Source organism: Psychrobacillus sp. L4, assembly GCF_042944905.1.
GTDB lineage: Bacteria > Bacillota > Bacilli > Bacillales_A > Planococcaceae > Psychrobacillus.
On record NZ_CP168496.1, the window covers coordinates 139,887 to 166,019 of the forward strand.

Consider the following 26,133-nt stretch of genomic DNA (forward strand, 5'->3'; position numbering starts at 1 on the left):
ATTTATTTAAATTTCTTACCAATTAACTGGTATGCAAATAGTTATAAATGAATAAATTTAAAATACTCAGTAATCAAGCATTTACAAAATCTATTTTCTTGAATAAATGTTTATTAAATGGTGCCAGTTCGTAAAAGTGTACTTTTAAGGACTGGTACAAATAAGTTAGAGCGTAACTTTTAGAGTTGAGGTACAATATAGTTGGATATTTAATTGTTAGAATATTAAACAGAAAAGTCAGTTCTTTTTTATATAAGATTATAAGTATATTAAATAATGTATAGGGGTACTTTATGAAAGAATATTTATCATTAAAAGACCATGTTTATAATTATATCGTAGAGCAGATTAACAATGGGAAATTGATTGCTAATAGGAAAGTTAATGAAGTCGCTATTAGTGAAAGTTTAAAAGTTAGCAGGACTCCGGTTAGAGAGGCACTAATACAACTTTCATCAGAAGGGCTATTAGAAAATGTTCCAAGAAAAGGTTTCGTGATAAAAAACCTTACAAAGGAAGAAGCGAAAGAAACTTATTTTATAATTGGTGCATTAGATGGCTTAGCTGCTTCACTGGCAACACCTCTATTAACAGAGAAACACATGAAAGAAATGGAATTCTATATTCAGAGTATCAATCTAGCAATTAGTACGGAGAATTTCCAAATGTATCATAAAATGCAAGAAGCTTTTCATGATGTCTATCTATCAGTCTGTCCTAACAAAAGCCTCGTAAACCTTCTGTTAAAATCACAAAAGAAATTTTTAAAAAACTTTGATCATTCCGGTCAAAAGGAAGAGATAAAGAAAAAGCTTTTAGAGACGAATGATGAACATAGAAAGATGTTGGTACTTTTCAAAAGTGGCGATTCAGCAGGTTTAGAAAGTTACATGAAAGAAGTGCATTGGAATACAGATAAAGTAGAGTTAGTGCCATTGTAGGGGTAAAAATACAATTTAAGCGTATGAAAAATGATTCTGTTTCAAATGAGACAGAATTATTTTTTATTGTAAAAATTCAAAACATAAAATACAATATACAATATACAAAAATAACTTATAATTCACTCTTTCGATTTAAGATGAGATTAATACAATCGAAATGGAGAAGCGGTTATAAAAATTAACAAAAATCGTAAGGGGATAGCAGGGCATGGAAATTGAAAATTTTGAATTAGCGAAGAAATTACGACATGAATTGCATCAACATCCTGAACTTTCTAATGAGGAAGTATGGACAAAACAGTATTTGATGGATTTCTTGAAAACGCATACAAAGCTTGAAATTGTAGATCAAGGAAATTGGTTCTATGCGATTTATCGGGCAGGTTTAGATAATCCAAATGTTGCATTCCGTGCAGATTTTGATGCACTTCCAATGGAAGAGGTTATTGATCTTCCATGGGCTTCTCAATTTCCAGGAAAAGCCCACAAATGTGGTCATGATGGTCACTCAGCGACACTAGCAGGATTTGCACTTGAAGTTGATCAAAAGGGTGCAGACAAAAATATTTTTTTCCTTTTCCAACCTGCTGAAGAAACAGGAGATGGTGCAATACAATGCGTGGATTTAATTAAGGAACACAATATTGATGAAATTTTCGCTTACCATAATATGAGTGGTTTTCCATATAAATCTGTAGGTATTATTGATGGTACAAGTTTTTGCGCATCTAAAGGGATGACTATACATTTGGAAGGATCTCCCGCACATGCAAGTCAGCCAGAAACGGGTATCAATCCATCTTTAGCAATTGCTAATATTATCAAAGCGATTCCCGAATTCACATCTCCAGAAATAAATAAAGGTCTTATTCTATGCACAGTTGTACAAATCGATGTTGGTGAAAAAGCTTTTGGTATTGCTGCATCAAAAGGAGATCTTCGAATGACAATCCGTGCGCTTTACGAAGAAGAATTGGTTCAACTTCAAGAAAACCTTGAAAATTTTGCTAAAGCTCAAGGGGAAGAACACGGTTTAAAAGTAAGTTTCTATTATAACGACGAGTTCCCGGAAACTGTAAATCATAAAGAAAGCGCTGACAAGATTCGTTTAGTTGCAAAGTTAAAAGGATTTGAATTAATTGAACTGAAAGAGGCTTTTCGGGGTTCTGAAGACTTTGGCCATTATACAAAGTTAACAAAGGGTGCATATTGCTTTATCGGAAACGGAGAAGATTACCCACATGTTCATACAAATGAATTTGACTTCCCTGATGAACTCATTAAAACAGGAGTTGAACTTTTCAAGGGATTAGCTGAATTGTAATTTTGAACAATTGAAAAAAGAGATTTGGAGGATTTATCATGACATCAAAGAAAGAACGAAAAGGTTTTAATTTACCACATGTTTATATTATGTTCATCCTAGTTATGTTACTGGTAGTAGCATTATCATGGATTGTACCAAGTGGACAATATGAACGAGTACAAAATCCAGATACGGGGATAACAGAACTGAACACAGAACACTTTGCGTATGTGGATCAGGCAAACCCAATAGGATTTATGGACTTCTTTACAGCCTTACATAACGGGGTTGTACAATCTGCAGATATTATTGTAATGCTTCTATTTGCAAGTGGAGCTCTTTATATTCTTGAAAAATCAGGAGCAATTGCAGCGGGTATTCATAAGTTATTGCGGGTTGCTGATGGAAAAGAAAAAATTGTCATAATAGCATTAATCACCTTATTTTCCATTATGGGAACAATTGGTTTTGGAGAAGGAGGAATCCCTTTTATTCCACTAGCAATGGCAGTAGTAATGGGAATGGGGTATGACCGAATCACTGGTTTCGCAACTTCCACGATTGGTTTAGCGATTGGTTTTTCAGCAGGTGCGGTAAACTTCTATACTACTGGTGTTAGTCAAACAATTGTAGGATTGCCAATTTATTCAGGAGTTGGTTTTCGTATCATCTCATTAGTTATCTTTCTAGTAATCTCTGTTTTGTATATTCTTCGTTATGCTAAGAAAACAAAAGCAGACCCAAGTAAGAGTCTTGTAGCTACGGAATATAAAGAACAATTAAAAAATGCGAATAAAGCTGAGTATGAGGAAGAAGCGTTTACACTATCACGAAAAATTGCATTATTAGGACTAGTTGCAGTTTTAGTAGGCAGTGCATTTGGTGCAATTAAACTTGGTTGGGGAATGCCCGAATTATCCGCTGTCTATGCAATCTATGCAGTATTCTTAGTAATTGTGTTAAAAATTAAACCAAGTGATGCTGCTGTAATGTTTGGGAAAGGTGCAGCCATACTTCTACCAACAGGACTAGCCATTGGTTTTGCTCGATCAGTCATGATTTTAATGACTCAAGCTCAAATTATCGATACAGCTGTCCATTCATTATCTGGACTATTAAACCATACAAGCTCCATTATCACATTACTGGTACTCTTCTTAGTTGTCATCTTCTTCAATTTCTTTGTCGTTTCAGGAAGTGGAAAAGCAATGATCTTAATGCCGATTATGGGACCTTTAGGTAAAATACTGGGAATTAATCAACAGGTAATGGTTGTACTTTATCAATTTGGTGATGGATTCACGAATTATTTATGGCCTACTTCTGGCGGGTTAATGGCTGCACTTGGAATGTCTAATGTGGATTATGCTACTTGGGTAAAATTCTCAATGAAATTATTTATGTTACTACATTTCGCGGCATTTATTTTAATATTAGTTGCTCATTATATTGGATTAGGACCGTTCTAAAAGGCGTAAAATAAACCTAGTGATTTTATCAATTTTTTCGTTGGCCTATTAATATATTTATCAAAGTAATTTATTTAAGGAGATGTCTATATGACTAGTATTCTAGAAGCTTCCAAAAAGTATGAAGAACAACTTATTAAAGACCGACGATATTTACATCAATATCCAGAGATTGGTTTCGAACTTCCAAACACACAAAAATATATTCAAAAACGCCTGGATGAAATAGGGATTGAACATAGAACTTGTGGAGTTATGCCAACGGAAGTAAAAGAAAAGTATGCAAGAGCTGGATTTGGTCAACAGGAAAATTGTACAGGTGTTGTAGCAACCATTGGTCAGGGAGAGCCTTGTATCCTACTTCGTGCGGATATGGATGCATTACCAATTCAAGAAGAAGTTGAATCTGAATACAAATCGAAAAACCCTGGTTTAATGCATGCTTGTGGTCATGACTCCCATACAGCTATGCTTTTAGGTGCAGCTCAAATATTGAAAGATCATGAGGCCGAATTAAAAGGAACTGTTAAATTAATGTTTCAACCTGGAGAAGAGTGGGGATACGGTTCAAAGCTGATGATGGAAGATGGTTTACTAGAAAACCCTAAAGTGGACGCTGCGTTTGGTATTCATATTATGCCAGACCAACAAGCTGGAACTTTATCTGTCCATAAAGGAACATTAACACAAGCAATGGATACGTATATTGTTGACATTCAAGGAAGTGGTGGCCATAGCTCACAACCTCATAAAACAATTGATGCTAACATGATTATGAACCAACTTTACACAAGTTTAAATTTATTATTAACACGTGAAGCTCCTCCAAATGCGAATGTAACTTTTTCTGTAGGTGCGATGAGCGGTGGTACTGTTACGAATGTCATTCCAGACAAAGCGGTACTACAAGGAAACATGCGCAGTTATGATCAAGAGACTAGAGACCATTTGTGTAAACGGATTCCAGAGATGATTGACCATGTGGTAAAAGCTTGGCGTGGAGAATATAGCACAAATGAATTTCATACACCAACGACATATAATAATCCTGCATTCATTGATGAAATTCTGCCTTTCCTAGAAGAAGTAATCGGAATGGAAAATGTTGTAGATGATGGAGTATTGGGTGGTTCAGAAGATTTTTCTTATATCTCTCAAGAAGTACCGTCTGCCTTTGTCGTTTTAGGTACAGGAAAAGTGGGAGAGGCACCAGTTCACAATCCTCGGATGAAACAAAATGAAGAAATCTTTAAGTACGGTGCTGCTTTACATGCAAACGTGGCAATTGAATGGTTAAAACAACAGCAGAAATAATATAAAGAATACTTGAGTTGGGGAATGTCCCCAATCACTACCTTATGTGTAAGGTACCAGTGATCAGGATTGCCGTCCTGCAACTATTCTTTCTATTCACGAACCTCCTTTTTTATAGGGAGGTTTTTTGTTTTCATTAAATTGTCGTACCTTATTTTACAAAATGGTGTACGCATAGCATGAAAGTGGTACGATACAAAAAGAGGTGAATCCAAATGAATGGACAAAATAGAAAAGACGTTAAACCAGGACTAGAAGTATTTATCATTTTGAAAAAAGACCAACGAACAGGTGAAAAAACAAAAGGCATTGTGAAGGACCTTTTAACCAATTCTTCCTTTCATCCACACGGCATAAAAGTTCGATTAACGGATGGACAAGTAGGTAGGGTTTGTGAAATTATAGGATAATTATAGAAAAAGGAGTGTAAGTGAAATGCAAGTAGAATCGCAAATATTACAATGGTTTACTCACTTTCATGAAAACCCAGAAATAAGCTGGAAAGAATACGAAACAACAAACAAACTTGCTGAAATATTGGACGAACTTCAAGTACCGTATCGTCGATTTGACGATGTAACAGGTCTATTAGCAGAAATCGGTGGGGGAAAAGAAGTCATTGCTGTTCGTGCAGATATAGATGCTCTTTGGCAAGAAGTCGATGGCGAATTTCGTGCAAATCACTCATGCGGACATGATGCCAATATTTCGATGGTATTAGGAGCTTTATTATTAATCAAAAACGAAAAGTTGAACAAACGTATCCGCTTTATATTCCAGCCCGCTGAAGAAAAAGGTAACGGAGCGAATTCGATGATTGATAGAGGAGCAATTGAAGATGTAACCCATCTTTTCGGTGTACATTTACGACCAATCGAAGAGCTTCCTTTCGGAAAAGTATCTCCTGCAATCCATCACGGTGCGGCAATGTTTTTAGAAGGTCAAATAAAAGGAATTGATGCGCATGGGGCACGTCCACATCAAGGGAAAAATGCAATTGATGTGACGGTAGCAATTCATCAGGCGTTGAAAAACTTGTATTTCTCTCCATTCGAAGCGTATTCTGCAAAATTGACGAAGATACAGGCTGGTGGAGAAAATGCAAATATCATTCCAGGTACTGCATCCTTCTCAATTGATGCACGTGCAGCCAAAAATGACATCTTGTTTCAAATGAAAGATCAAATAGAGAAGGATTTACATTCATTAACTCAACAATTTGATATTGAAATAGATTGGGAATGGCAAGATGTAACACCTGGTGCAGAGGTTTCAACAGAGGCATCTGCAATTGCAAGGGAAGCCATTATTGAAGTTGTTGGTATTGAAAATCTTGCTGAAGAAGTGATTACATCTGGCAGTGATGATTTCCATTTCTATACGATTAGAAATCCAGAAGTTAAAGCTGCAATGATTGGAATTGGATCCGATCTTGCACCTGGTCTGCATCATCCGAATATGACGTTTAATCACGATTCGCTATTAATTGGTGCTAAAGTTATAGCGAAAACGCTTTCAAATATTGCGGAAAAGGATTGACGAGCAATCATTTTGGCTTTATCATAACCTTATTAGCGACTATTAAACGTCAATCTAGAATTGCCGTAATAGTTACAAAGGGGGAAATGATATGGATGAAAAAGATAAAGTGACTGCCAAGAAGGAAATGTCTTTAATATGGGCACTGATTCCTTTATTTGTCATGATAGCTTGCATGATTGTTGCAGTAGTAATTTTGAAACAGGGACCGCATATACCATTAATAATTGGTACATCCGTTGCAGCATTAGTTGCTTGGAAACATGGGTTTAAGTGGAATGACATTGAAGAAATGATGTATAAGGGGATTAAACTAGCATTACCGGCAGTCGTAATAATTATTTTAGTAGGCTTGACGATCGGAGCTTGGATTGGTGGCGGAGTAGTTGCTACGATGATATATTATGGACTTAAAATAATTACGCCAGCACTATTCTTAGTGACAATTTGTATTATTTGTGGAGTTGTTTCGTTAGCTATTGGAAGTTCATGGTCTACCATGGGAACAATCGGTGTAGCAGGAATGGGTATCGGATTAAGTATGAGTATACCAGCACCAATCATAGCGGGAGCAGTTATCTCTGGTGCATATTTTGGGGACAAGATGTCGCCTTTATCAGATACAACGAATTTAGCAGCAGGTTTAACGGATACCGATTTATTTGTACATATTCGTCATATGTTTTATACAACTATACCAGGACTTTTAATTGCCCTTACGGTATATGGAATTTTAGGATTACAATATAGAAATAGTAATATTGATCAAGAGAGTATTCAGCAAACAATCTTCATGTTAGAAAAAAGTTTTGTCATCTCACCATGGCTATTATTAATCCCAGTTGCTGTCATCGTACTTGTGGCTACGAAAGTTCCTGCGATACCAGCACTTGTTGTAGGGATTATTCTTGGATCCTTATCGCAAGTATTGGTTCAAGGTGGTAGCCTTTCAGAAGCAATCGGAGCACTTCAAAGTGGTTTTGTTATCGATACTGGAAATGCGATGGTAGATGATTTATTTAATCGTGGTGGATTAGATTCGATGATGTATACTGTATCGATGACACTTGTCGCAATGACATTCGGTGGTATCCTAGAGTATTCTGGTATGCTTCAATCCATTATGAATCAAATTTTAAAAGCTGCAAAAACAACTGGTTCACTAATCGTTTCAACACTTATTGCTTGTTTTGCGACAAATGCATCTTGTTCAGAGCAATACATCTCCATTGTAGTACCTGCGCGCATGTTCGCAACAGCTTATACAAAAATGGGTCTTAAATCTAAAAATCTATCTAGAGCTTTAGAAGATGGTGGAACACTTACTTCTGTCTTTGTTCCATGGAACACATGTGGGGTATTTATACTTGGAACACTTGGTGTAGGTACATTCGAATATGCCCCATATGCGGTATTAAACTTCATCGTACCAATTATTTCTGTTATATATGCATTAACTGGCTTCACGATCCAAAAACTATCGGCAGCAGAAATCGCAGAAATACAAAAAAGAGAAGCAATAGAAGCTTAATCAAAAAGTAGCTGTCCCAAAAGTCGATTAATAAAACGACTTGGAGGACAGCTTTTTTCTACATTTAATAAAGGAAAAAGACGGTGAATATTTTACATTAAATGGCATATCGAGACCAATTACATAAGTTCGAGACCAATTAAGTGGAAATCGCAATCAATTTTTCGCATGTCGAGACCAAATCGACTGAATTCGCAACCAGATTGGATAAATCGAGACCAATTTAAAGTTGGAATCATTTATGTGAAGGTCAAATGTCCGGTGGTATACAGATTTAGAGATGAGTTTTTATTTACAAGTAAGTTGGGAAATTTAGTTCGTAAATCGCGCGGGGGCGCCCTTGTTGGTAGGTCATTTCTTCACCGACAATGCGAGCATATCCGTGATCTACTAGTTTTTTCAAGATTCGTTCGGTTGTACGTCTACTTACTTGTAAATAGATTTCTAAATCAGAGGCTGTAAATTCAGTCGATTTATGAGAACGACTGAACTGCATCACCTTCGATAAATTCGCAGGACTTAGAGTTGTATCTTTCGCTAACAGTGCGAGCTTTGGTTCATTTGTCTTTAGATTTACTTGTTTTTGATTGTTTGGATAGGGCCCCAATAATTCCTTTTGGTCGGTTATTAAGTAAGCTGTATTCTCCGTTGCATAGGGTAGTGCATCACGAGCATTTTGTGTTGCCTCTATAACTGTTTTACCAAATCCAAATGCAATATGTAGTGGTGAAGTAGCGAGTTCAAACCATGTTTCTAATGTATTGCTTTTCAATGCATCCTGTATGTCGCCTTGAGTAGAATATAGCACATATAAATTCTCTTCTGCTGAAACGGCAGTTGCTTGTATAGATCCTGAAATTTTCTTTAACAAATCTTCTGACAACGATGCATTATCGTTTAATTGTATATAGCCAACAGCAATTTTAGCGGATTGACTTTTGGCGAGAAGGGCCATGGATTTCGTCTCTTCAATTCCCTTCAATATAGAGCTTTTAGGGTCAATCATTCGAATGACAGAAATATTTTTTTCTTTTAATTCTTGATAAACTGCATGGATACTAGTAATTGCTAGAGAGGATTCACCATTATCTTGTAGTTTGGAATGGAAAGAAACGACTTCCTCCAAATTAAAACCAGAATCAATTTGCATCATAAATGGATGTTGTTCCATTTGCGCAATATCCTCCAAAACACTTTGAACACTTCTTGGTTCGATTAAGTCGATAGAAATCCGTTGGATAGGAATAGACTCAGAAAAGCAAACGGACAGAAGTGTAGTACTAATAGCAGTTTCATCTTGTCGTAAATAATGAGACGGAACAGGTAATTTCTCTCTAGCTTCCTTAGCGTAAATATATGGAAGGGATCCAGAAAAAAATACAGCATCGCAAGGTTTAATTTTGGACACAATATCTATTGCTTCCATGGGTGTATTATAGATATAATAATCCAAACGGATAGAATTTAGTTCATGTTCAAATTGCCTTAAATGCTCGATAAAATTACTGGAACCTAAGACAGCAATGCGTGTAATCATCCTTGCACCTCTTTTTTTAATTTTTAAACGACTATTTAACGACAACTATAACTGGAAAATAAAAAAATGTAAAGAAAGTAGGAAGTAAAATGAAAATAAAAGAAATTGATATTTATGCTATTAGATTACCATTACTGGAACCATTTATCATTAGCTACCATACTTACGACGATATGCCGTCTATTATTGTAAAGTTAACAACGGAGGATGGTCTAGTCGGATACGGAGAAGCGGTTGCAGATGAGCATGTGACGGGAGAAACATGGGAAAGCACATATGCAATGTTAAAAAATACATTAGCTCCATTATTAATCGGAAAAAATCCAATGGAATTTGAACGATTGCATGAGATGATGGATAAAGCGGTTTATCAAGCGCCAGCGGCAAAAGCTGCAATCGATATTGCGTGCTACGATGTAGTAGGGAAAAAACTTGGTGTCCCAGTTTATCAATTACTTGGAGGTCGTTATCACGAGAAATTCCCAATTACGCATGTTTTAAGTATCGGAACACCTGAAAAGATGGCGGAAGAAGCAGAAAAACGTATAAAAGAAGGCTATTCATCGTTTAAAATGAAAGTCGGGACAGAAGTACAAGACGACGTAAAACGTATTCAAGCAGTACGTGCAAAAGTAGGAGACGATATTGCAATTCGTGTCGATGTAAATCAAGGCTGGAAAAACAGTGCGAATACAATTACAGCAATGCGTCAACTAGAGCATGCGGGTCTCGATTGGTTAGAGCAGCCAGTAGTTGCGGATGATTTCAATGGAATGGTAGAAGTAAAAGCAAAAACAAGTACACCGCTTATGATGGATGAGGGCTTAAGAGGCTTTCGTGATATGCGTGAATTAATCGAGAAACAAGCAGCCCATAAGGTTAACATTAAATTAATGAAATGCGGTGGCATCTACCCAGCAATGAAACTAGCACATATGGCAGAAACGGCTGGAATTGAATGTCAAATCGGTTCTATGGTTGAGTCTTCTATTGGATCCTCAGCAGGTTTCCATGTTGCATTTTCTAAAAAAGCGTTTACTAGTGTAGAGTTAACAGGCCCACTTAAATTCTCAAAAGACATTGGGAATTTACACTATGACGTTCCTTTTATTAAACTAAATGAACGTGCTGGTCTAGGTATTGATATAGATGAAGTTATTTTACAAGAACTAACAGAGTTTTCTACGAAAGTAACAAAGTAAGAGGTGTTTAGATGAAAGAATGGAATGGGTATCTTGGCAAAAAAGAGTATGTAATCCGAGAGCTGACATCAGATAGTGTAGAAGATATTTTACGTATTCAAGAAGTTATTTTGAAAACAATTGCAAATAATAATTTCTTATCTCCATTAACAAAGGAAGAATATGAACATTCTATCGCAAATCACTTAATGGTTGGCGTATTCGTAGAAGACCAGTTAATCGCATTCCGTGCATTGGCAATTCCTGAAATAGACGAACATCATCTAGGATACGATATCGGACTTGGAACGGAGCAATTAGACAAAGTTGTCTATCAAGAAATTACGAATGTGCATCCAGATTACCGTGGATTTGGTTTGCAAAAAAAACTTGGAACAATCGTTATGGAGCTTTTAGATGCCTCGCCGTATACACATGTATGCGCAACAGTTGCACCGTTTAATATTGCAAGTTTAAAAGACAAACTAAGCCAAGGTATGGTCATCGGTGCACTGAAAAAGAAATACGGTGAAATGCTACGTTACGTATTTTATAAAAAGCTCCATGAAAATCGTAAAGCCAGTACCAAAGTTTTGGAAATCAATATGGATGACACGGAAAAACAACAACAACTACTTGACCAAGGATGGATCGGAACAAACATTTTGCAAAAAGACGATGTTTGGTATGTGACTTATGAGGAAAAAGGGAAGTACATTTAAAGGAAGTTGAAGTTAATGTCAAAGGGAGACCAAATAGAGCGTAAGAGCGACTAAGCCGTTGATGAAAGCAATCAGTTTGCAGATGAAAGTAACCAGATTACAAGTAAGAGCAACGTTTTTCTGCGACGAGCTTTGCGCAGGAGCAAATAACAAGAAAACCCCAATATCAAGAACAAAAAAGGAGACACCAGTCATTTCAAACTTGGTGTCTCCTTCAGATTTTTACGCCATTTCCAACATTCGCTCTAGCGCTTTAATAGCATCTTTTGCAGTTTCTTCATCGACTTTGATAACATTCACTTCTTCTTTGTTTATAATACTTTCGAGACTCCAATGGAGATGAGGAAGGTCGATGCGGTTCATGGTCAAACACGGACACATGCTTGGATTCAACGAAATAATCTGTTTGTCTGGGTGGTGTTGGATAAGACGGTTAACTAGATTCATTTCCGTGCCAATTGCCCATTTACTGCCTGGTGCTGCATTTTCGATAGCATCAATGATGTATTTTGTAGAGCCGCTATCGTCCGATAATGCAACGACTTCTCGTGAACATTCGGGATGGACGATAATGCGCATGTCGGGATAATTTTCACGAACATAGGCTATATTTTTGACGGTGAAGTTTTCATGAACAGAGCAATGCCCTTTCCACAAGATTACTTTGATGTCTTCTATTGCTCCTTCGTAAACGAGCTTATCGCGAATGGGGTCCCAAATGGCCATTTGCTCAAGTGGTATTCCGATATCATAAGCGGTGTTTCTTCCTAAGTGTTGGTCTGGTAAGAACAGGATGCGTTCCTTTTGTGTGAATGCCCATTTCACCATCGAATGAGCGTTGGATGAAGTCACGGTCGCACCACCATTTTTACCAACAAAGGCTTTAATGGCGGCAGTTGAATTGACGTATGTGAGTGGCACAATTGTGTCTCCAAACATTTCCGCAAGTGCAGCCCACGCGCGGTCTGTCTGGAAGATGTTCGCCATATCGGCCATTGAACAACCTGCGCGCATATCGGGTAAATACACTTTCTGCCCATCCGTCGTCAAAATATCAGCGGTTTCCGCCATAAAATGGACGCCACAAAAAACGATATGCTCTGCTTTTTCATTGGAAGCACAAATCTGAGCTAGTTGCAGGGAATCGCCAGATGCATCTGCAAACTGAATCACTTCATCTTTTTGGTAATGGTGCCCTGGGATAAAAAGTTTTTCGCCAAGTTGCTGTTTAATCTCCATAATACGTGTTTCCATTTGCTCACGCGATAAATTCCGGTACGATTCAGGTAATGTACCGCTCATTTTCTCTTCGAAATAGTCCAAGATAGACAAGTCGATCCCTCCATTAATTTGTACTGATTGTCACATTCGCACTAATGTCCAGCGCTTTTACAGAGTGTGTTAGGTATCCTAATGAAATATAGTCAACACCCGCCTCCGCATAATCGCGAATTGTATCGTTCGTGATCATCCCGGACGCTTCCGTAATAATTGTTTCTGGAACAAAACTCTTCCATTCTTTTATTGTTTCAGGTGTGCAATTGTCGAACATAATAATATCCGCTTTCGCTGCAATTGCTTCTTGCAGTTGTTCAAACGTCTCTATTTCCACTTCTATTTTGACGGTGTGGCCAATAGTAGCTCTCACCGTTTCGACTGCTTTTGTAATGGAACCTGCAAAAGCAAGATGATTATCCTTCAACATAACTGCATCATATAATCCGTTGCGATGATTGAATCCACCACCCGTACGGACAGCATATTTATCGAGCATGCGTAAGCCTGGCATCGTTTTTCGTGTGTCACACACTTTCGTTCCCGTTCCTTTGACTTTTTTCACTACTCTATGTGTCTCGGTCGCAATAGCACTCATTCGTTGGATCAAATTCAATATGACACGTTCGCTTTTTAACAAGCTACACACAGGACCTTTCGCCGTTGCAATTACGGTCCCTTTTCGAATCTGCTCGCCATCTTCTACATGACAGATTACGGTTGACGAATCATCAATAACTCGCAATCCTTCCTCAATCACTTTCTTACCGCAAAAAATTCCTTCCATTTTCGCGACGATACTCAATTCACCGGTCACTTCTTCTGGGAATAATAAATCACTGGAGAGATCAGTGTCTCCGATATCTTCTATATAAAAGTGTTCAAGCATAGATTTCAATTTCAGTGTGTTCACGTTGTCGTTCCCTCATTTCAGTTCCATTTTTTGACTGGACAATATGTAATTGCCCCCATCGTTTATTCTCCACAGAAAAGTCTTCCCGGTTATGTGCACCGCGGCTTTCTTCTCTAAGCAATGCGGCATTTACGACAAGTTTTGCAGTTTGAAGCATGAATAGTTTTTGGATGTTTTCGATACTCCATTCATCCAACGAATCGTCCATGAAAGCCGGAAGATCATATTCGTTTATCCACTTTTCCAATAGTTCAAGTTCCAAACGTGTTCTAATAATCCCGGCGTACGCCATCATTTTTTCTTGTATTTCCTCTTTATGAGGGAATACAGGTATGTTTAGAGAAGATGCTTTCAATGGATAAAAAGAAGTAGCACCCGTTTCATTCTTATCTATCTGTTCATTTAAATGAACGGCCAATTTCTTCCCATAATAAAGGCCTTCCAACAAGGAATTGCTAGCAAGTCTATTGGCCCCATGAACTCCTGTTGCGGCCGTCTCGCCAATTGCGTACAGACCATCAATGGAGGTTTGACCAACCGAATCGACAGCAATTCCTCCCATAAGAAAATGGCAGCCTGGAGCTACCGGAATTTTCCCCGCTTCTATTGAAATTCCATTCGCTTGGCACAATGTTGTAATCGTCGGAAACTTTTCTTCGAATCTGGCAATACTCGAGATATCCAAGTAGACCTCACTTCCTGCCGCACGTAGATGAAATATTTCCTTCGCAACAATATGACGTGGAGCTAAGTCTTCGAGTAAATGCTTCCCTTTCATCAAGGGCATTCCTGATTCATCCACCAATCGAGCACCTTCTCCTCTTACCGCTTCGGAAATCAATCCCGCTGTTTTTCCGTTTATATAGAGTAAGGTCGGATGAAATTGAATAAATTCCATATCTATAATTTCTGCACCCGCTCGATATGCCAATGCAACACCATCTCCTGCAACAGAAGAATCGTTTGATGTAAAAGAAAACAACCCACCTATTCCACCGACAGCTAGAACGACATTGTCACTAAAATATACTTCGTTATTGCCATCTGCATCTTTTGCTTTAATACCAATACATTTTTTTGAATCGGGGTGAATCATGAGCTCGTAAACAAGGCGATTTTCTATCACATCAATCGTAGGTCTTATCGAAGCGATGAGATGTTCCATCATATATTTACCGGTGGCATCGCCTCCGCAGTGAACAATTCGTTTTCGGCTATGAGCGCCTTCCATTCCTAGAGCCAATTGCCCGATTTCATCTTGATCAAATGAAAGTCCATCGTTTTTCAACTGTTCAATGAGAGCAGGACCATTCTCGACGAGAACACGGACTTCCTTTTCGTTATGGAAGTCACACCCTGCCTTTATCGTGTCTTCATAATGAAAAAACGGTGCATCTTCGTTTCCCATTGCAGCTGCAATACCGCCTTGAGCATGATATGAATTATTTGCCCGTCTCGTCGACTTTGTAATAACAAGCACGCGAAACTGGTTACTTAGGTGATTAGCAAGTTGCATAGCAGCAATTCCGCTTCCGACAATGATGCAATTGTACGTTTTCACACTAATCCCCCTAGTTATAATAAGTGTCTTGACACCTATCTTTACACATAACACAAACTATGGCAAGATGAATTTATACTTTTACTTGGAGGAGTTATAATTGTATTATTTCGACTATGCAGCAACGACACCATTACATCCGGAAGCTTCACATGTGTACGTAAAACTTTCTCAAGCATGTTATGGAAATACGAGCAGTTTACATGAAGTAGGCGGAAAAGCACAAAATATGCTGACTTTTTGCCGTGAGGAACTTGCGGCTATGCTTGGTGTAGAATCTGCAGGGGTGTATTTTACCTCGGGTGGTACAGAGAGCAATCTACTGTCTATCATTTCGCTTGCTAAAGCGAATAAACATAGAGGAAATCATATTATTACAACTTTAGGTGAACACCCTTCCGTTGATTCGGCACTTGACTATTTAAAAGAGAATGGATTTATAGTGACCGCAATCCCGTTTACGAAAGATGGATTTATCGATCTTCATTTATTGGAAGAAGCGTTAACAAGTGATACAATTCTCGTCAGTGTGCAACATATAAACCCGGAAATTGGCACGATACAACCGCTTGAAAAAATTGCTACGATTTTGAAGGAACGTTCTATTCTTTTTCATAGTGATTGTGTGCAATCGTTTGGAAAAATAGATTTGAAACCTATCGCAAAAATCGTTGATAGTTTAACAGTTTCGAGCCATAAGGTCTACGGTCCAAAAGGGGTTGGGGCTGCGTACATCAATCCACGGCATCGGCTTGTCCCGGTTTTCCCAGGTCTTGTGCACGAATCAGGGTTCAGGGGAGGTACAGTCAACGTTCCTGGTATTGCGGCATTTGTAACAGCAGCTAAACAAATGGAAGAAACGCTGAATCGTAAAGAAACGTACAGTCATTTCAGAAATGCATTTCTAAAAAAGATTGTGAAATACCCAGAATTATTTACAATCTATCAATCGAACGATATAGAACAACAACTTCCGCAAATAGTTGGATTAGGGATAAAAAACGTGGAAGGTCAGCTGATTATGCTAGAATTGAATCGACACGGATTTGCTATTTCAACTGGTAGTGCGTGCAAGGTTGGACAGCAACATGCATCGAAAGTGATGGTAGCGTTACAAGTTGATCCGCAAAAATCAAAGGAATTTATACGAATTTCTTTTGGCAACGGAACTACTATGGATAGCGTCGATGCGTTAACTGATAAGCTCGTTCAGATTGCACAGAATATCCATGCACCAATTGTGAAGAAATTACAGTGCGAGGAGGTTATATGATGAATGAAAATGAAAAGATTTTGGGAGAAGAACGTAGAGAATTTATTGTCAAAACGTTACGTACTACCGACAAACCGATTCCGGGAAGAGAACTTGGAGAAATGACTAAAGTAAGTCGGCAAGTTATCGTCGGCGATATTACACTGCTGAAGGCGCGAAATGAACCGATTATCGCCACAAGCCAAGGTTACGTATATATGCATACACATGTGGTCCCTGGAAAAATGAAAAAGACAATTGTCTGTCGGCATACTCCAGAACAAACTGAAGAGGAACTAAACATTCTTGTCGATAACGGGGTTACCGTTAAAGACGTTAAAATCGAACATCCTGTATATGGCGACCTTAGTGCATCCGTCATGGTGTCTAATCGAAATGAAGTGAAAGAATTTATCAAAAAAATTGGCGAAGAAAAAGCGGTTTTTTTATTGAACTTAACGGAAGGCGGCATACACCTTCATACACTTTTAGCAGACAATGAAATTCAAATAAAAAATGCAGAAGAAGCATTAAGAAAAGCAGATATCCTTGTCGAATGACAGATATCTGTTTTTTTTTGAGAAACAAAAAGAAAGTAGCGGTTAATAACAAATTGTTTCCTTTTTTAAAAGATAAGAATATAAAAGTAGGTTCTAGAAATCTGTTAGACATGGTGTTTGGGGTCTTTCTGTATGTAACGCTTATTTAGAGCATTTAGTCCAAAGAACTCGGGAATTGGTGATGACCAGGTGCACTTAAAGGGCGCTTGCGCTTTTTTAAAAAGATAAGAAAGTTTATGAATTATCAACCTGCGAAATCAGTGTTCATAGTACTTTAAAGAATTAAATAGAACCGCGGATTTCCGTTTCAGGTGGACGCGTTCCTCGGGGGCGCCGCAGCAATGGCCCATCTGTCTCACTCATGAGGCTACTGAAAAAGTGACTAAAAATTTGAATTTGAAAATCCTGAAAACTCTTACCCCCACTTTAGTAGCTAAAAATAGCACCTTTTTGGGAATGAGTTTTTATGAAATTTTCATTTTCGGGAAAATCGGACTTTTTCAGTGGCCTCTCACTCATCCCGCTGGAGTCGCCACCTTTCACTACAATCCATTAAGAAAGTAGTATCTAACAAGAAAATTTTGCCCAACTATCGCTAAGAATCCAGTAATAGTAAGGATTCATAGTATAATTTCAAGGGTTAGATCTTTAGTTTTTTTAGTTTTACCATACACAGTATACACGAATCAGTGGGTGTGTCATTAGAGTAGGTGGTACTAGAGAAAAATAAATAGCATCCATTATTAAAGAAGCGCTGAGCGGACGAAATTGCATCTTCGTCCGCTTTTAAAAGAATAGGAAAGGATTTATTCTCTCATTAACCAAAACAAATGTATTATGTCTTTACATATTTCAAGAAGGCGACGGACAAACAATCGCCACAAGATTACCGAAAAAAGTGGATGGAGAAGTGACGCAGTCACTTCTCCATCCACAAAAATTCCCGTGGTAATAGTGTAGCAATGATTCATCCAAAGCACTCTGGGAATAGAGAAGACAAGAGCACTAAAAGGACGCTTGCGTTTTTCTTAAAGATAAGCGGGGAAAATTAGTTCGTATATAGCACGTTGGCACCCCTAAGAAACACTACTAAGATATTTATTTTCTCTTTCACTATATTTGTCCAGGCCATTAATCCATCTAAATCATAATCTATCATAATACTATTGAAAGGAGGTTATCATTATGGGAATTATAATACCATGTAATTGTTTATCGGAATTAGCTTATATTTACAACTTAGATGCTCAAACGGTTGCGATAGGGGCGGATGTTAATTTTGATACAAATGGTTTTCTTACGGCTGGAATTTTGCATGCTTCCGGATCATCTTCGATTCAAATTACCAATGCAGGTATCTACGAGGTTGCTTTCTCCGTGTCAGGTACAGAACCAAATCAATTTGCGCTTTTTTTAAATGGCGACCTAGTTCCGGGTACCATTTATGCTTCAGGTGCTGGAACGCAGGGAGTAGATGGCCAAGCAATATTCATTATTGGAGCCGGCGATGTTCTTACTCTTCGAAATCATTCTTCAGCTGCAGCAGTTGGTCTTGCCACCCCAATCGGTGGTACACAAGCAAGTGTAAACGCTTCTATTGTAATTAAAAAATTAGATTAATTTCTAAGGGCTATGGAACGCTCAAAAAAATCATAGTGAAGTTGTAAAGGAGTTTACAATCAACAAGAGAAATCCTGATTTCAGTCAAAAATTCTCTTGTTCTTGTATATGTCTTTAATAGATGTATAATATATCCTAATTGGATATATAAATTGTTTTCTAGGGTTCCGCAACGAGTGAGTTGGTCTGAGACCGAGAGAAAACTCACAGCTTGCTGTGTCACGGAAGGATAAAAGCCTGGGAGAAACTGTTAGACAGTTATCTCTTAGGCTTTTTTGTTTTTATTTGAACATTAGAAAGAGGGAATTATTTAGATGAATACCGATTGGATTAAGGTTTTTATTGCCGCTTTTTTTGAGGTTTTTTGGGTCATCGGGTTAAAACATGCAAGTGATTTTTGGACTTGGACTGGAACAGTTATTTCTATTAGTATCAGTTTCTATTTAATGATTATGGCTGGACGTAAGCTTCCAGTTGGAACTGTATATGCCGTTTTTGTAGGGATGGGTACAGCAGGTACTGTCATTTCGGAGATTTTATTGTTTGGGGAATCATTCAGAGTAAGTAAAATGATCTTGATATTACTTTTACTAATAGGTGTAGTTGGACTGAAGTTAGTTACAAACGACAAAATCCAAGAAGGAGATGAGTAATAATGGCGTGGATTTCTCTCATTGTAGCAGGAGTGTTTGAAATGTTCGGTGTTACCATGATTAACAAATTGCATAAAGAACGTAATTGGCAATCGCTATCTTTGCTATTTCTGGGATTTGGAGGAAGTTTTCTATTTCTTGCTTATGCAATGAAAACACTTCCAATGGGAACAGCTTATGCGATTTGGACAGGAATTGGAGCATCTGGTGGAGCTATTTTAGGGATGCTTTTATACGGTGAATCGAAAGTTTGGAAACGAATCGTCTTTATAGCGATGGTTTTAAGTGCAGCAATTGGATTAAAACTGATTTCCTAAGGATACATAATAAAACACCTAGTTATAAATTTTATTCACTAGGTGTTCCTTTCATTGATGTCATCATTCCGAAACCTTTTGCTTTCGATTTAATAAATAAAATGCAGTTCCAGCAATAAATAAACCTGTACTTAGCCATATTGCGATGCCGTTCCATTCGCCTTTGAATAATGTAATATTCGTTAAAGTAATAAACTGCATTAAAATGATGATTATATATAGACCAGTTATTGGTTTCATGCGTTTTCCTCCTTAGTTGTAATTGTAAGCCTCTTACCTATCCCTGAAAACTTCCAACTCACTCAGAACGCCCAATTATGTTTATATATGGGTTTTAATATTTATATCCAGTGTATAACGTATACTACATAACATCCAATTTATTTAAGAAAATTCATATAATAACCAAGCGTTTTTAATTCTGAAACTATTATTCTTTTCACCCGTATAATAGTGAGTAGAAAAAGAGGAAGAAGGATGATTGGATGACGTTTGTTTTTATTATTTCGGCAGTGGTAGCAGTTATTACTGCTTTATTGGTCGTACCGTTAACAGCTAAAAGGAAAGGCGTGATGTCTTCCATTGGTGGTATAGCGATTTTAACATTTATCGTATTAGCGACTGTATATTATGTGACAAACTTGGATCGTAACTGGACGGCTTTATGGCCTTGGCTTGTACTTGCTACGTTTGCGGGAACAAGTCTAGCAAGAGGGAAAGAACAAAAAGCAAAAGGTGTGCTCTTCCTAGGAAGTTTAGCAGTAGCTATTTTCATGTTGTCCGCGCCGGTTTGGAATGCAAATGAAAAGTATGAAATAGCTAAAATGGATGAACAAGTGGAGATTCAACCATTTGATGAAACAAAAACACCTGCAAGTGTATGAACTGACCTAGCGATATGAGACACATATAAAACACCTATTTTAGGCTGCCGCAATGCCAAATTCTTTTGGTGTTAGGTAGCCTAATTTTTCTTGGATACGTTCTTCATTGTAATGATGAAGATATTCGTCAATTCGTTGTATAACGCAAATATTGCTCAATGAATTAAACTTAGTTAAATAAAATTCTTCTGTTTTTAAACTAGAATGATAGGATTCGATAACAGCGTTATCCCAACAGTTGCCGCGTCTGGACATGCTACTCACTAGATGATTCTCCTTCAAGCAATCCTGATACGCATATGATGTGTAAACACTCCCTTGATCAGAATGTACAATGACTTCCTGCGGATTTCCACGAGCTATCAATGCCTCTTTAAGCGTATCTATTACCAACGGTGTCTGTTGATGATTGTAGAGCTTATAAGCGACAATTTCATTATTATATAAATCCATGATCGTCGAAAGATATAAAGTGACGCTACCATATTGAATATACGTAATATCTGTTACCCATTTTTCATTCGGTTTACTAGCTGTAAAGTTACGATTCAATAAATTTGGGGCAATTACTACTGACTCTCCTTGTGATTTCCATTTTCGTTTTTGCTTCACTTTGCATTGAAGATTATACTTCTGCATGGTTTTCTGGACCGTATTGCGGTCTAATTCAATTCCATATTCTCTTTTCAATAACGCCTTAATTTTACGATGACCATTGCGGTATTTCGTTTTCTTGCATAGTTCGATGATTGCTTCTTCTGCTTTGGTTCGAACGTATTCTACACCTTCTGCTAACCAACGATAAAAGGTGGATCGAGGCACCTGAAGGGCTGACAGAATTGCCGTTACTGTATATTTTTTTCGATACTTTTCCACGATTTGAAGAACTAGCTGTTTTTCAACTCCTTTACCATTTCCATATACTTTTTTAGAATCTCATTCTCCATTTTCAAATGGTTCATTTGTGTATCTTTCTTCTCTTCTTCACTCTTAAATTCAGGTCCATGCCCAAATGAATATTGCTTCCCGATCGGTTGATCGAAACGATGAATTTCATTCGCTCTATACCATCTCATCCATGTCTCAATTTGAGATTTATTCTTAATTCCGTATTTCTCCATAATTTCTTTCGTCGTAAGATGACCGCTCATTTTATCTTTCACGACTGCCCATTTAATTTCACTTGAATACACGTTTTTGCCCATGCAAAAACACCTCCGATTTAAGTACTTGTTTTAAGTGTACCACTATCGAAGGTGTTTTATATTGTCTCATTATTTTAGGTTAGTCCAGTACCGCCAAAATTTGCGCGAAATAAAATGAAAAAAGCATTTGGGCAAGTACCAAATACAAGCTATTATGAGTTGGGTAATTTACAAATTCAAAAAGTAAAAGACGCATATGTATACATTGCTCCTGTAGAGTTTTCTGGATTTTTCAAATGGATAAATGGAGATGTGACACCAGGTTATTTTACGATGAGTGCAACCGATTCTTCGGATAATCCAAAATTTGTGAAGGCTGAGATGAGTTACACACCGTCCTCATTCCTTCATAAAAATTTGGAAAGACATATGCGCATGAAGCACCCGACTAAGATATTTTATGGGGAGCCTCAGTTAGAGATTGATGAGAATGGAAAACCTTATTATATTCGTTCTTATGGGAATTTCATCACTGCACGGAATGGGTTTGATGTGGATGGGATCGTTGTAGTCGATCCTGCTACAGGTCAAACAGATTCTTATAAGTTAGATAATGTACCAGCTTTTATTGATGGAGCAGTATCACCAGAAACTGTCAGCTTGCAAAATAGTTATTACGGGAATTATATTCATGGTTTTATTAATAGTATGGTTGGTAAAAAAGACGTAAAACTTCCTTCAGATGAAGGAACTGAAGCGAATGTTAGTCCGATCTTCGGCGAAGATGGTAAAATGTACTACTTTACGGATTTCACAAGTCCAAAAGAAGGCGTCGATTCTATGCTGGGTTATTCCTTAACAGATGGTCGAACTGGAAAGGCGACTTATTACACAGGGAACCTCGAAGACTCTTATATGGATTCCCAAGGTGCACTTCAAATAATTGAGAAGAAATTTATCGAAAAGAAATGGACAGGAGAAATGCCTGTTTTATACAATTTCTACGGAGAGGCTAGCTGGTTAACACCGGTACTGGATTCGAATGGCTTCTTACAAAACTATTTCATCGTATCTGCTGCAAACCCGGAAATATCGGTATACGGTAACACACCAAACGAAGCGTTGAAACTGTATAAATTGGCGCTTCAACGAGGAGGAAGCTCGGTTGATGGAAGCTCCAATGCGGAAGAAAAGACGGCAGTGGGAACTGTTTTACGGGTATTTAAGGAACGTGTTGGTGACTTTACCCAAATATCTTTCTTGTTGAACAATAAACAAAGCTATATTGTATCTTCTGAAGTAGCTCCACTTGCCGTTTATATGCAAGAAGGAGATAGCGTACAAGTGAGATTCTTAAATACGGGAGAACTATTCTTACCTGTTAAAGAAGTGAAGATACAAGGGATTGAGAAATAATTAACATAATAGAGTATAAGCAGTCTGGAGCTATCCTAGTTTTCTAGGATAGCTTTTATAATAGTATAAACAGAGGCGCTGCATCCAAACAAAAGGAGTGATTTTTTGAAAGTTCATTACTTAACAATCGGAGAAGTGGCCAAACTAAGCAACTTATCGATTCAAACATTACGCTACTATGATCGAATTGATTTGTTTAAACCGATAGAAATTGATCCTAAAAATAAGTATAGATATTATCAAAATACCCAATTATATTACTTAGACATTATTAAATCTCTAAAGTATCTTGGTCTTTCATTGGAAGACGTGAAATCAGTGCTCACGTTGAAACCCGAAGAACTAGTCACTTATCTCGCCGATCAAGAGAATAGAATTGACCAAGAATTCCAAAGGCTGCTCGAAACGAAAGAAGTGCTACAGCGAAAAAAAGAACAAATTCAAACGTTCGTTTTAGAGTCGAACAAAATGACCGTAAGTATAAAGGAAATGCCAGTACAAAAAATAGTGAAAATAAAAACCTCGAATATAAGTGTTCATGATATACCGAACAAGGAATACGGACTTATAAGTAAAGTGCTGGAAGACGAGGGAAGCGTTTTTGATACATTGTATGGGGGAGCATATTGTTTAAGAAGATATAGTTCCATGGATGATATTAATTATGATTATTTATTTACACATACTGTGAAAGATAGTAAACCTAATTTGAATTTCGAGGAAGTAGAAATCACTTCATTGCCCGCGGGAAATTACCTTAGTATCACGTTTGCATTAATGGATGATGCATACGAAGTTTGTTACAACGAATTGATGGATTATTTGGAGCAACATTATATAAATGTAGTGCCAATCGTGTACGATATTTGGATGCCAATAAACTCTACAGCTTCCAAAGAGGATGAATTTTTAGTTGAGCTCAAAATACAAATTCAAGCTACTTGACCCTATAGCTACTATAGGGTTTATTTTTATAAACAGAAAGACATACTTTAGCTGAATAATAAGGAGCATAAAAATGGATATACAAAAAAGTGGTTTGAACAAAACAATATATTTAGTGCTAGTGAATTTATTTGTTGTATTTTTAGGGATTGGACTAATTATTCCTGTGTTTCCTACATTAATGAGGGAAATGCATTTAGAAGGCTCTTCGGTGGGTTATTTAATGGCAGCCTTTGCGTTCGTTCAATTATTAGTATCACCTATAGCAGGAAAATGGGTAGATTCGATTGGTCGTAAAAAGATGATTGTTATTGGTATGCTTATTTTTGGATTGTCGGAACTGCTTTTTGGTTTTGGACAAGATGTGAAACTGCTTTATCTTTCTAGAATGTTAGGTGGGGTCAGTGCAGCTTTCATTATGCCAGGAGTCACAGCTTTTGTTGCAGATATTACTTCATTAAAGGAACGACCGAAAGCAATGGGTTATGTTGCAGCAGCTATTAGTACTGGCTTTATCATAGGGCCTGGAATTGGTGGGTTCTTGGCAGAGTATGGGACAAGAATACCTTTCTTTTTTGCAGCTGTATTAGGTTTTTTAGGATCTATTTTTTCATTAATCATACTGAAAGAGCCTAAAAGACCGGAAATAACAGAAAAGAAAACGGATAAACGAGTAGCAAAATCAGGTTTCCGTAAAGTATTGGAACCAATTTATTTAATCCCTATGATTATCATACTTGTATCCAGTTTTGGGTTGGCTGCTTTCGAAACCGTCTATTCGCTTTTCGTCGATCATAAATTTGCATTTACACCAAAAGATATTGCATTAATTATTACAGTGAGCGGAATTTTAGGTGTCATTGCTCAAGTTTTATCTTTTGACCGTGTTGTGGAAAAAATTGGTGAAATAAGATTGATCCAAATTTGTATGGGCGTATCGACCGTATTCATATTTGCTATGATTAAAGTGTCAGCGTACTGGTCGATATTAGTGGTGACATTTGTCATTTTCTTAATGTTTGATATTATACGCCCTGCATTGACAACGTATTTATCTAAAATAGCAGGCAATGAGCAAGGGTTTGTAGGTGGTTTAAACTCCACATTTACGAGTGTAGGAAATATTATAGGTCCTAGTATTGCAGGAATTTTGTTTGACGTGAATATCGATTATCCTTACGTCCTAGCAATGTTTGTACTTGCACTGAGCTTTCTAATCTCTTTATTTTGGAAAGACAAGAAAATCAATTAGGGATGTGTGGAAAAATGCAAACGTATATTATTACTGGAACGACGAGTGGAATAGGTCTAGAGCTAGTTAATCAATTATTAGAGGCTGGACATACTGTTTATGGGATAGCCCGAAAAGAAAATGATATAGACCACCCGCGATATCATCATGTTTTATTGGATTTAACAGAAACATCTAAGTTAGCTGACACGATGGGATATATTGTAAAAGAGAATTCTTCAGAAGCAAGTTCTTTTACGCTTATTAATAATGCGGGGACGATTGAGCCGATAGGGATGGTTGGAGAAATAGATGGCAAATTAATTGCGAAAAGTATTGCTGTTAATTTGACAGCTCCGATGGTATTAACTGGTGCTTTTATTCATGCATTGGCTGCAATTGATATGCCCAAAAAGGTTGTGCAAATTTCTTCCGGAGCAGGTCGAAATGCGCTTGGTGGCTGGAGCAGCTATTGTGCGGGAAAAGCAGGGCTAGATAGATTTACAGAAGCAGTTCAATTAGAAGAGTCTAATAAGCTGAATGGGGTCCGATTAGTATCGATTGCACCAGGAATTATTGATACAAATATGCAACAGACGATTCGGGAGTCGTCCACAAGTGCATTTCCATCAGTAGAACGTTTTAAAGAATACAAAGCATCAGGACAGCTAAGCAATGTAAATGACGTAGCGGAAAAGTTAATCGGGTTTATCGAAAGTGATCAATTTTACAAAGTAGACGTTCTAACTGATTTGCGCAATTTATAGGTGTAGCCATTTTGTCTTTTTGTGAAAATCCGATACAATGGTACGTAGAGT

Annotated in this window: 24 protein-coding genes, 1 pseudogene and 1 riboswitch; of the genes and pseudogenes, 19 read left to right on the top strand and 6 right to left on the bottom strand. The window is 37.5% G+C overall.

All coding sequences use genetic code 11. From position 1 onward, the window contains the following. Positions 1-293: 293 nt before the first annotated feature. The 7 genes from ACEPXG_RS00730 (at position 294) to nhaC (ending at position 8,103) form a co-directional block, all read left to right on the top strand. The gene (locus ACEPXG_RS00730) at positions 294-941 is read left to right on the top strand and encodes a GntR family transcriptional regulator (RefSeq protein WP_391206330.1); all 648 of its coding nucleotides are present in this window, start codon (positions 294-296) and stop codon (positions 939-941) included. A 211-nt stretch (positions 942-1,152) separates the two neighbouring features. After that, positions 1,153-2,268, top strand: a complete 1,116-nt coding sequence (locus ACEPXG_RS00735; protein ID WP_391206333.1) for a M20 metallopeptidase family protein — start codon at positions 1,153-1,155, stop codon at positions 2,266-2,268. Between the two features lie 38 nt (positions 2,269-2,306). Beyond that, on the top strand, positions 2,307-3,719 hold the full coding sequence (locus ACEPXG_RS00740) for a YfcC family protein (protein ID WP_391206336.1): 1,413 nt from the start codon (positions 2,307-2,309) through the stop codon (positions 3,717-3,719). A gap of 90 nt (positions 3,720-3,809) precedes the next feature. Continuing rightward, entirely contained in the window at positions 3,810-5,033 is a 1,224-nt protein-coding gene (locus ACEPXG_RS00745) for a M20 metallopeptidase family protein (protein WP_391206339.1), read from the top strand. 215 nt (positions 5,034-5,248) lie between these two features. After that, a complete protein-coding gene (locus tag ACEPXG_RS00750; protein WP_391206341.1) occupies positions 5,249-5,443 on the top strand; it encodes a YwbE family protein in 195 nt (64 codons plus the stop codon). 25 nt (positions 5,444-5,468) lie between these two features. Next, on the top strand, positions 5,469-6,572 hold the full coding sequence (locus tag ACEPXG_RS00755; RefSeq protein ID WP_391206344.1) for an amidohydrolase: 1,104 nt from the start codon (positions 5,469-5,471) through the stop codon (positions 6,570-6,572). A 127-nt stretch (positions 6,573-6,699) separates the two neighbouring features. Next, positions 6,700-8,103 carry a Na+/H+ antiporter NhaC gene (gene nhaC / locus ACEPXG_RS00760; RefSeq protein WP_391209711.1) on the top strand — a complete coding sequence of 468 codons (1,404 nt, stop codon included), beginning with the start codon at positions 6,700-6,702 and terminating at the stop codon, positions 8,101-8,103. A gap of 292 nt (positions 8,104-8,395) precedes the next feature. On the opposite strand, the gene ACEPXG_RS00765 is transcribed toward nhaC, so the two are convergent. Continuing rightward, positions 8,396-9,640 (bottom strand): transcriptional regulator, encoded by a 1,245-nt coding sequence (locus tag ACEPXG_RS00765; protein ID WP_391206347.1) that lies wholly within the window; start codon positions 9,638-9,640, stop codon positions 8,396-8,398. An 89-nt stretch (positions 9,641-9,729) separates the two neighbouring features. On the opposite strand from ACEPXG_RS00765, the gene ACEPXG_RS00770 reads away from it, so the two are divergent. Continuing rightward, complete coding sequence (locus ACEPXG_RS00770) at positions 9,730-10,842, top strand: mandelate racemase/muconate lactonizing enzyme family protein (RefSeq protein WP_391206350.1); 1,113 nt, start codon at positions 9,730-9,732, stop codon at positions 10,840-10,842. A gap of 11 nt (positions 10,843-10,853) precedes the next feature. Further along, entirely contained in the window at positions 10,854-11,543 is a 690-nt protein-coding gene (locus ACEPXG_RS00775) for a GNAT family N-acetyltransferase (RefSeq protein WP_391206353.1), read from the top strand. Positions 11,544-11,765: 222 nt separating this feature from the next. On the opposite strand, the gene nadA is transcribed toward ACEPXG_RS00775, so the two are convergent. The 3 genes from nadA to nadB are packed head-to-tail and all read right to left on the bottom strand — an operon-like array spanning position 11,766 to position 15,292. Then, complete coding sequence (nadA, locus tag ACEPXG_RS00780) at positions 11,766-12,875, bottom strand: quinolinate synthase NadA (RefSeq protein WP_391206356.1); 1,110 nt, start codon at positions 12,873-12,875, stop codon at positions 11,766-11,768. A 13-nt stretch (positions 12,876-12,888) separates the two neighbouring features. Then, entirely contained in the window at positions 12,889-13,731 is an 843-nt protein-coding gene (gene nadC / locus ACEPXG_RS00785; protein WP_391206359.1) for a carboxylating nicotinate-nucleotide diphosphorylase, read from the bottom strand. Further along, the gene (gene nadB, locus ACEPXG_RS00790; RefSeq protein WP_391206361.1) at positions 13,700-15,292 is read right to left on the bottom strand and encodes an L-aspartate oxidase; all 1,593 of its coding nucleotides are present in this window, start codon (positions 15,290-15,292) and stop codon (positions 13,700-13,702) included. The genes nadC and nadB overlap by 32 nt, the downstream gene beginning before the upstream one ends. Before the next feature lie 100 nt (positions 15,293-15,392). Between nadB and ACEPXG_RS00795 the strand changes: the two genes are divergently transcribed. The 5 genes from ACEPXG_RS00795 to ACEPXG_RS00815 all read left to right on the top strand — a co-directional run bounded on the left by ACEPXG_RS00795 (position 15,393) and on the right by ACEPXG_RS00815 (position 19,694). Beyond that, a complete protein-coding gene (locus ACEPXG_RS00795; RefSeq protein ID WP_391206364.1) occupies positions 15,393-16,565 on the top strand; it encodes an IscS subfamily cysteine desulfurase in 1,173 nt (390 codons plus the stop codon). Next, positions 16,565-17,104 (top strand): transcription repressor NadR, encoded by a 540-nt coding sequence (locus tag ACEPXG_RS00800; RefSeq protein ID WP_391209714.1) that lies wholly within the window; start codon positions 16,565-16,567, stop codon positions 17,102-17,104. The genes ACEPXG_RS00795 and ACEPXG_RS00800 overlap by 1 nt, the downstream gene beginning before the upstream one ends. A 1,185-nt stretch (positions 17,105-18,289) precedes the next feature. After that, a complete protein-coding gene (locus ACEPXG_RS00805; protein WP_391206367.1) occupies positions 18,290-18,724 on the top strand; it encodes a BclA C-terminal domain-containing protein in 435 nt (144 codons plus the stop codon). A 148-nt stretch (positions 18,725-18,872) separates the two neighbouring features. Further along, positions 18,873-18,970, top strand: a riboswitch (guanidine-I (ykkC/yxkD leader). Between the two features lie 68 nt (positions 18,971-19,038). After that, positions 19,039-19,377, top strand: a complete 339-nt coding sequence (locus ACEPXG_RS00810; protein ID WP_391206370.1) for a DMT family transporter — start codon at positions 19,039-19,041, stop codon at positions 19,375-19,377. 2 nt (positions 19,378-19,379) lie between these two features. Next, entirely contained in the window at positions 19,380-19,694 is a 315-nt protein-coding gene (locus ACEPXG_RS00815) for a DMT family transporter (RefSeq protein ID WP_391206373.1), read from the top strand. A gap of 63 nt (positions 19,695-19,757) precedes the next feature. Here the strand turns inward: ACEPXG_RS00815 and ACEPXG_RS00820 are convergent, their stop codons facing one another. Beyond that, on the bottom strand, positions 19,758-19,934 hold the full coding sequence (locus ACEPXG_RS00820) for a hypothetical protein (RefSeq protein ID WP_391206376.1): 177 nt from the start codon (positions 19,932-19,934) through the stop codon (positions 19,758-19,760). Positions 19,935-20,179: 245 nt separating this feature from the next. On the opposite strand from ACEPXG_RS00820, the gene ACEPXG_RS00825 reads away from it, so the two are divergent. Then, complete coding sequence (locus ACEPXG_RS00825) at positions 20,180-20,578, top strand: hypothetical protein (RefSeq protein WP_391206378.1); 399 nt, start codon at positions 20,180-20,182, stop codon at positions 20,576-20,578. 39 nt (positions 20,579-20,617) lie between these two features. On the opposite strand, the gene ACEPXG_RS00830 is transcribed toward ACEPXG_RS00825, so the two are convergent. Next, positions 20,618-21,783 (bottom strand): IS3 family transposase gene (locus ACEPXG_RS00830; protein WP_391202224.1). Its coding sequence is split into 2 segments (ribosomal slippage): positions 20,618-21,507 and positions 21,507-21,783, totalling 1,167 coding nucleotides; the frame shifts between segments, so codons are not numbered across the junction. 87 nt (positions 21,784-21,870) lie between these two features. On the opposite strand from ACEPXG_RS00830, the pseudogene ACEPXG_RS00835 reads away from it, so the two are divergent. The 4 genes and pseudogenes from ACEPXG_RS00835 to ACEPXG_RS00850 form a co-directional block, all read left to right on the top strand. Further along, a pseudogene (locus ACEPXG_RS00835) lies at positions 21,871-23,139 on the top strand (hypothetical protein); the annotation flags it as partial. Between the two features lie 105 nt (positions 23,140-23,244). Beyond that, positions 23,245-24,084, top strand: coding sequence for a MerR family transcriptional regulator (locus ACEPXG_RS00840; protein ID WP_391206381.1), 840 nt, complete (start codon positions 23,245-23,247; stop codon positions 24,082-24,084). Between the two features lie 73 nt (positions 24,085-24,157). After that, the gene (locus ACEPXG_RS00845; RefSeq protein ID WP_391206384.1) at positions 24,158-25,336 is read left to right on the top strand and encodes an MFS transporter; all 1,179 of its coding nucleotides are present in this window, start codon (positions 24,158-24,160) and stop codon (positions 25,334-25,336) included. Positions 25,337-25,350: 14 nt separating this feature from the next. Beyond that, complete coding sequence (locus ACEPXG_RS00850) at positions 25,351-26,082, top strand: SDR family NAD(P)-dependent oxidoreductase (protein ID WP_391206387.1); 732 nt, start codon at positions 25,351-25,353, stop codon at positions 26,080-26,082. Positions 26,083-26,133: the final 51 nt, after the last annotated feature.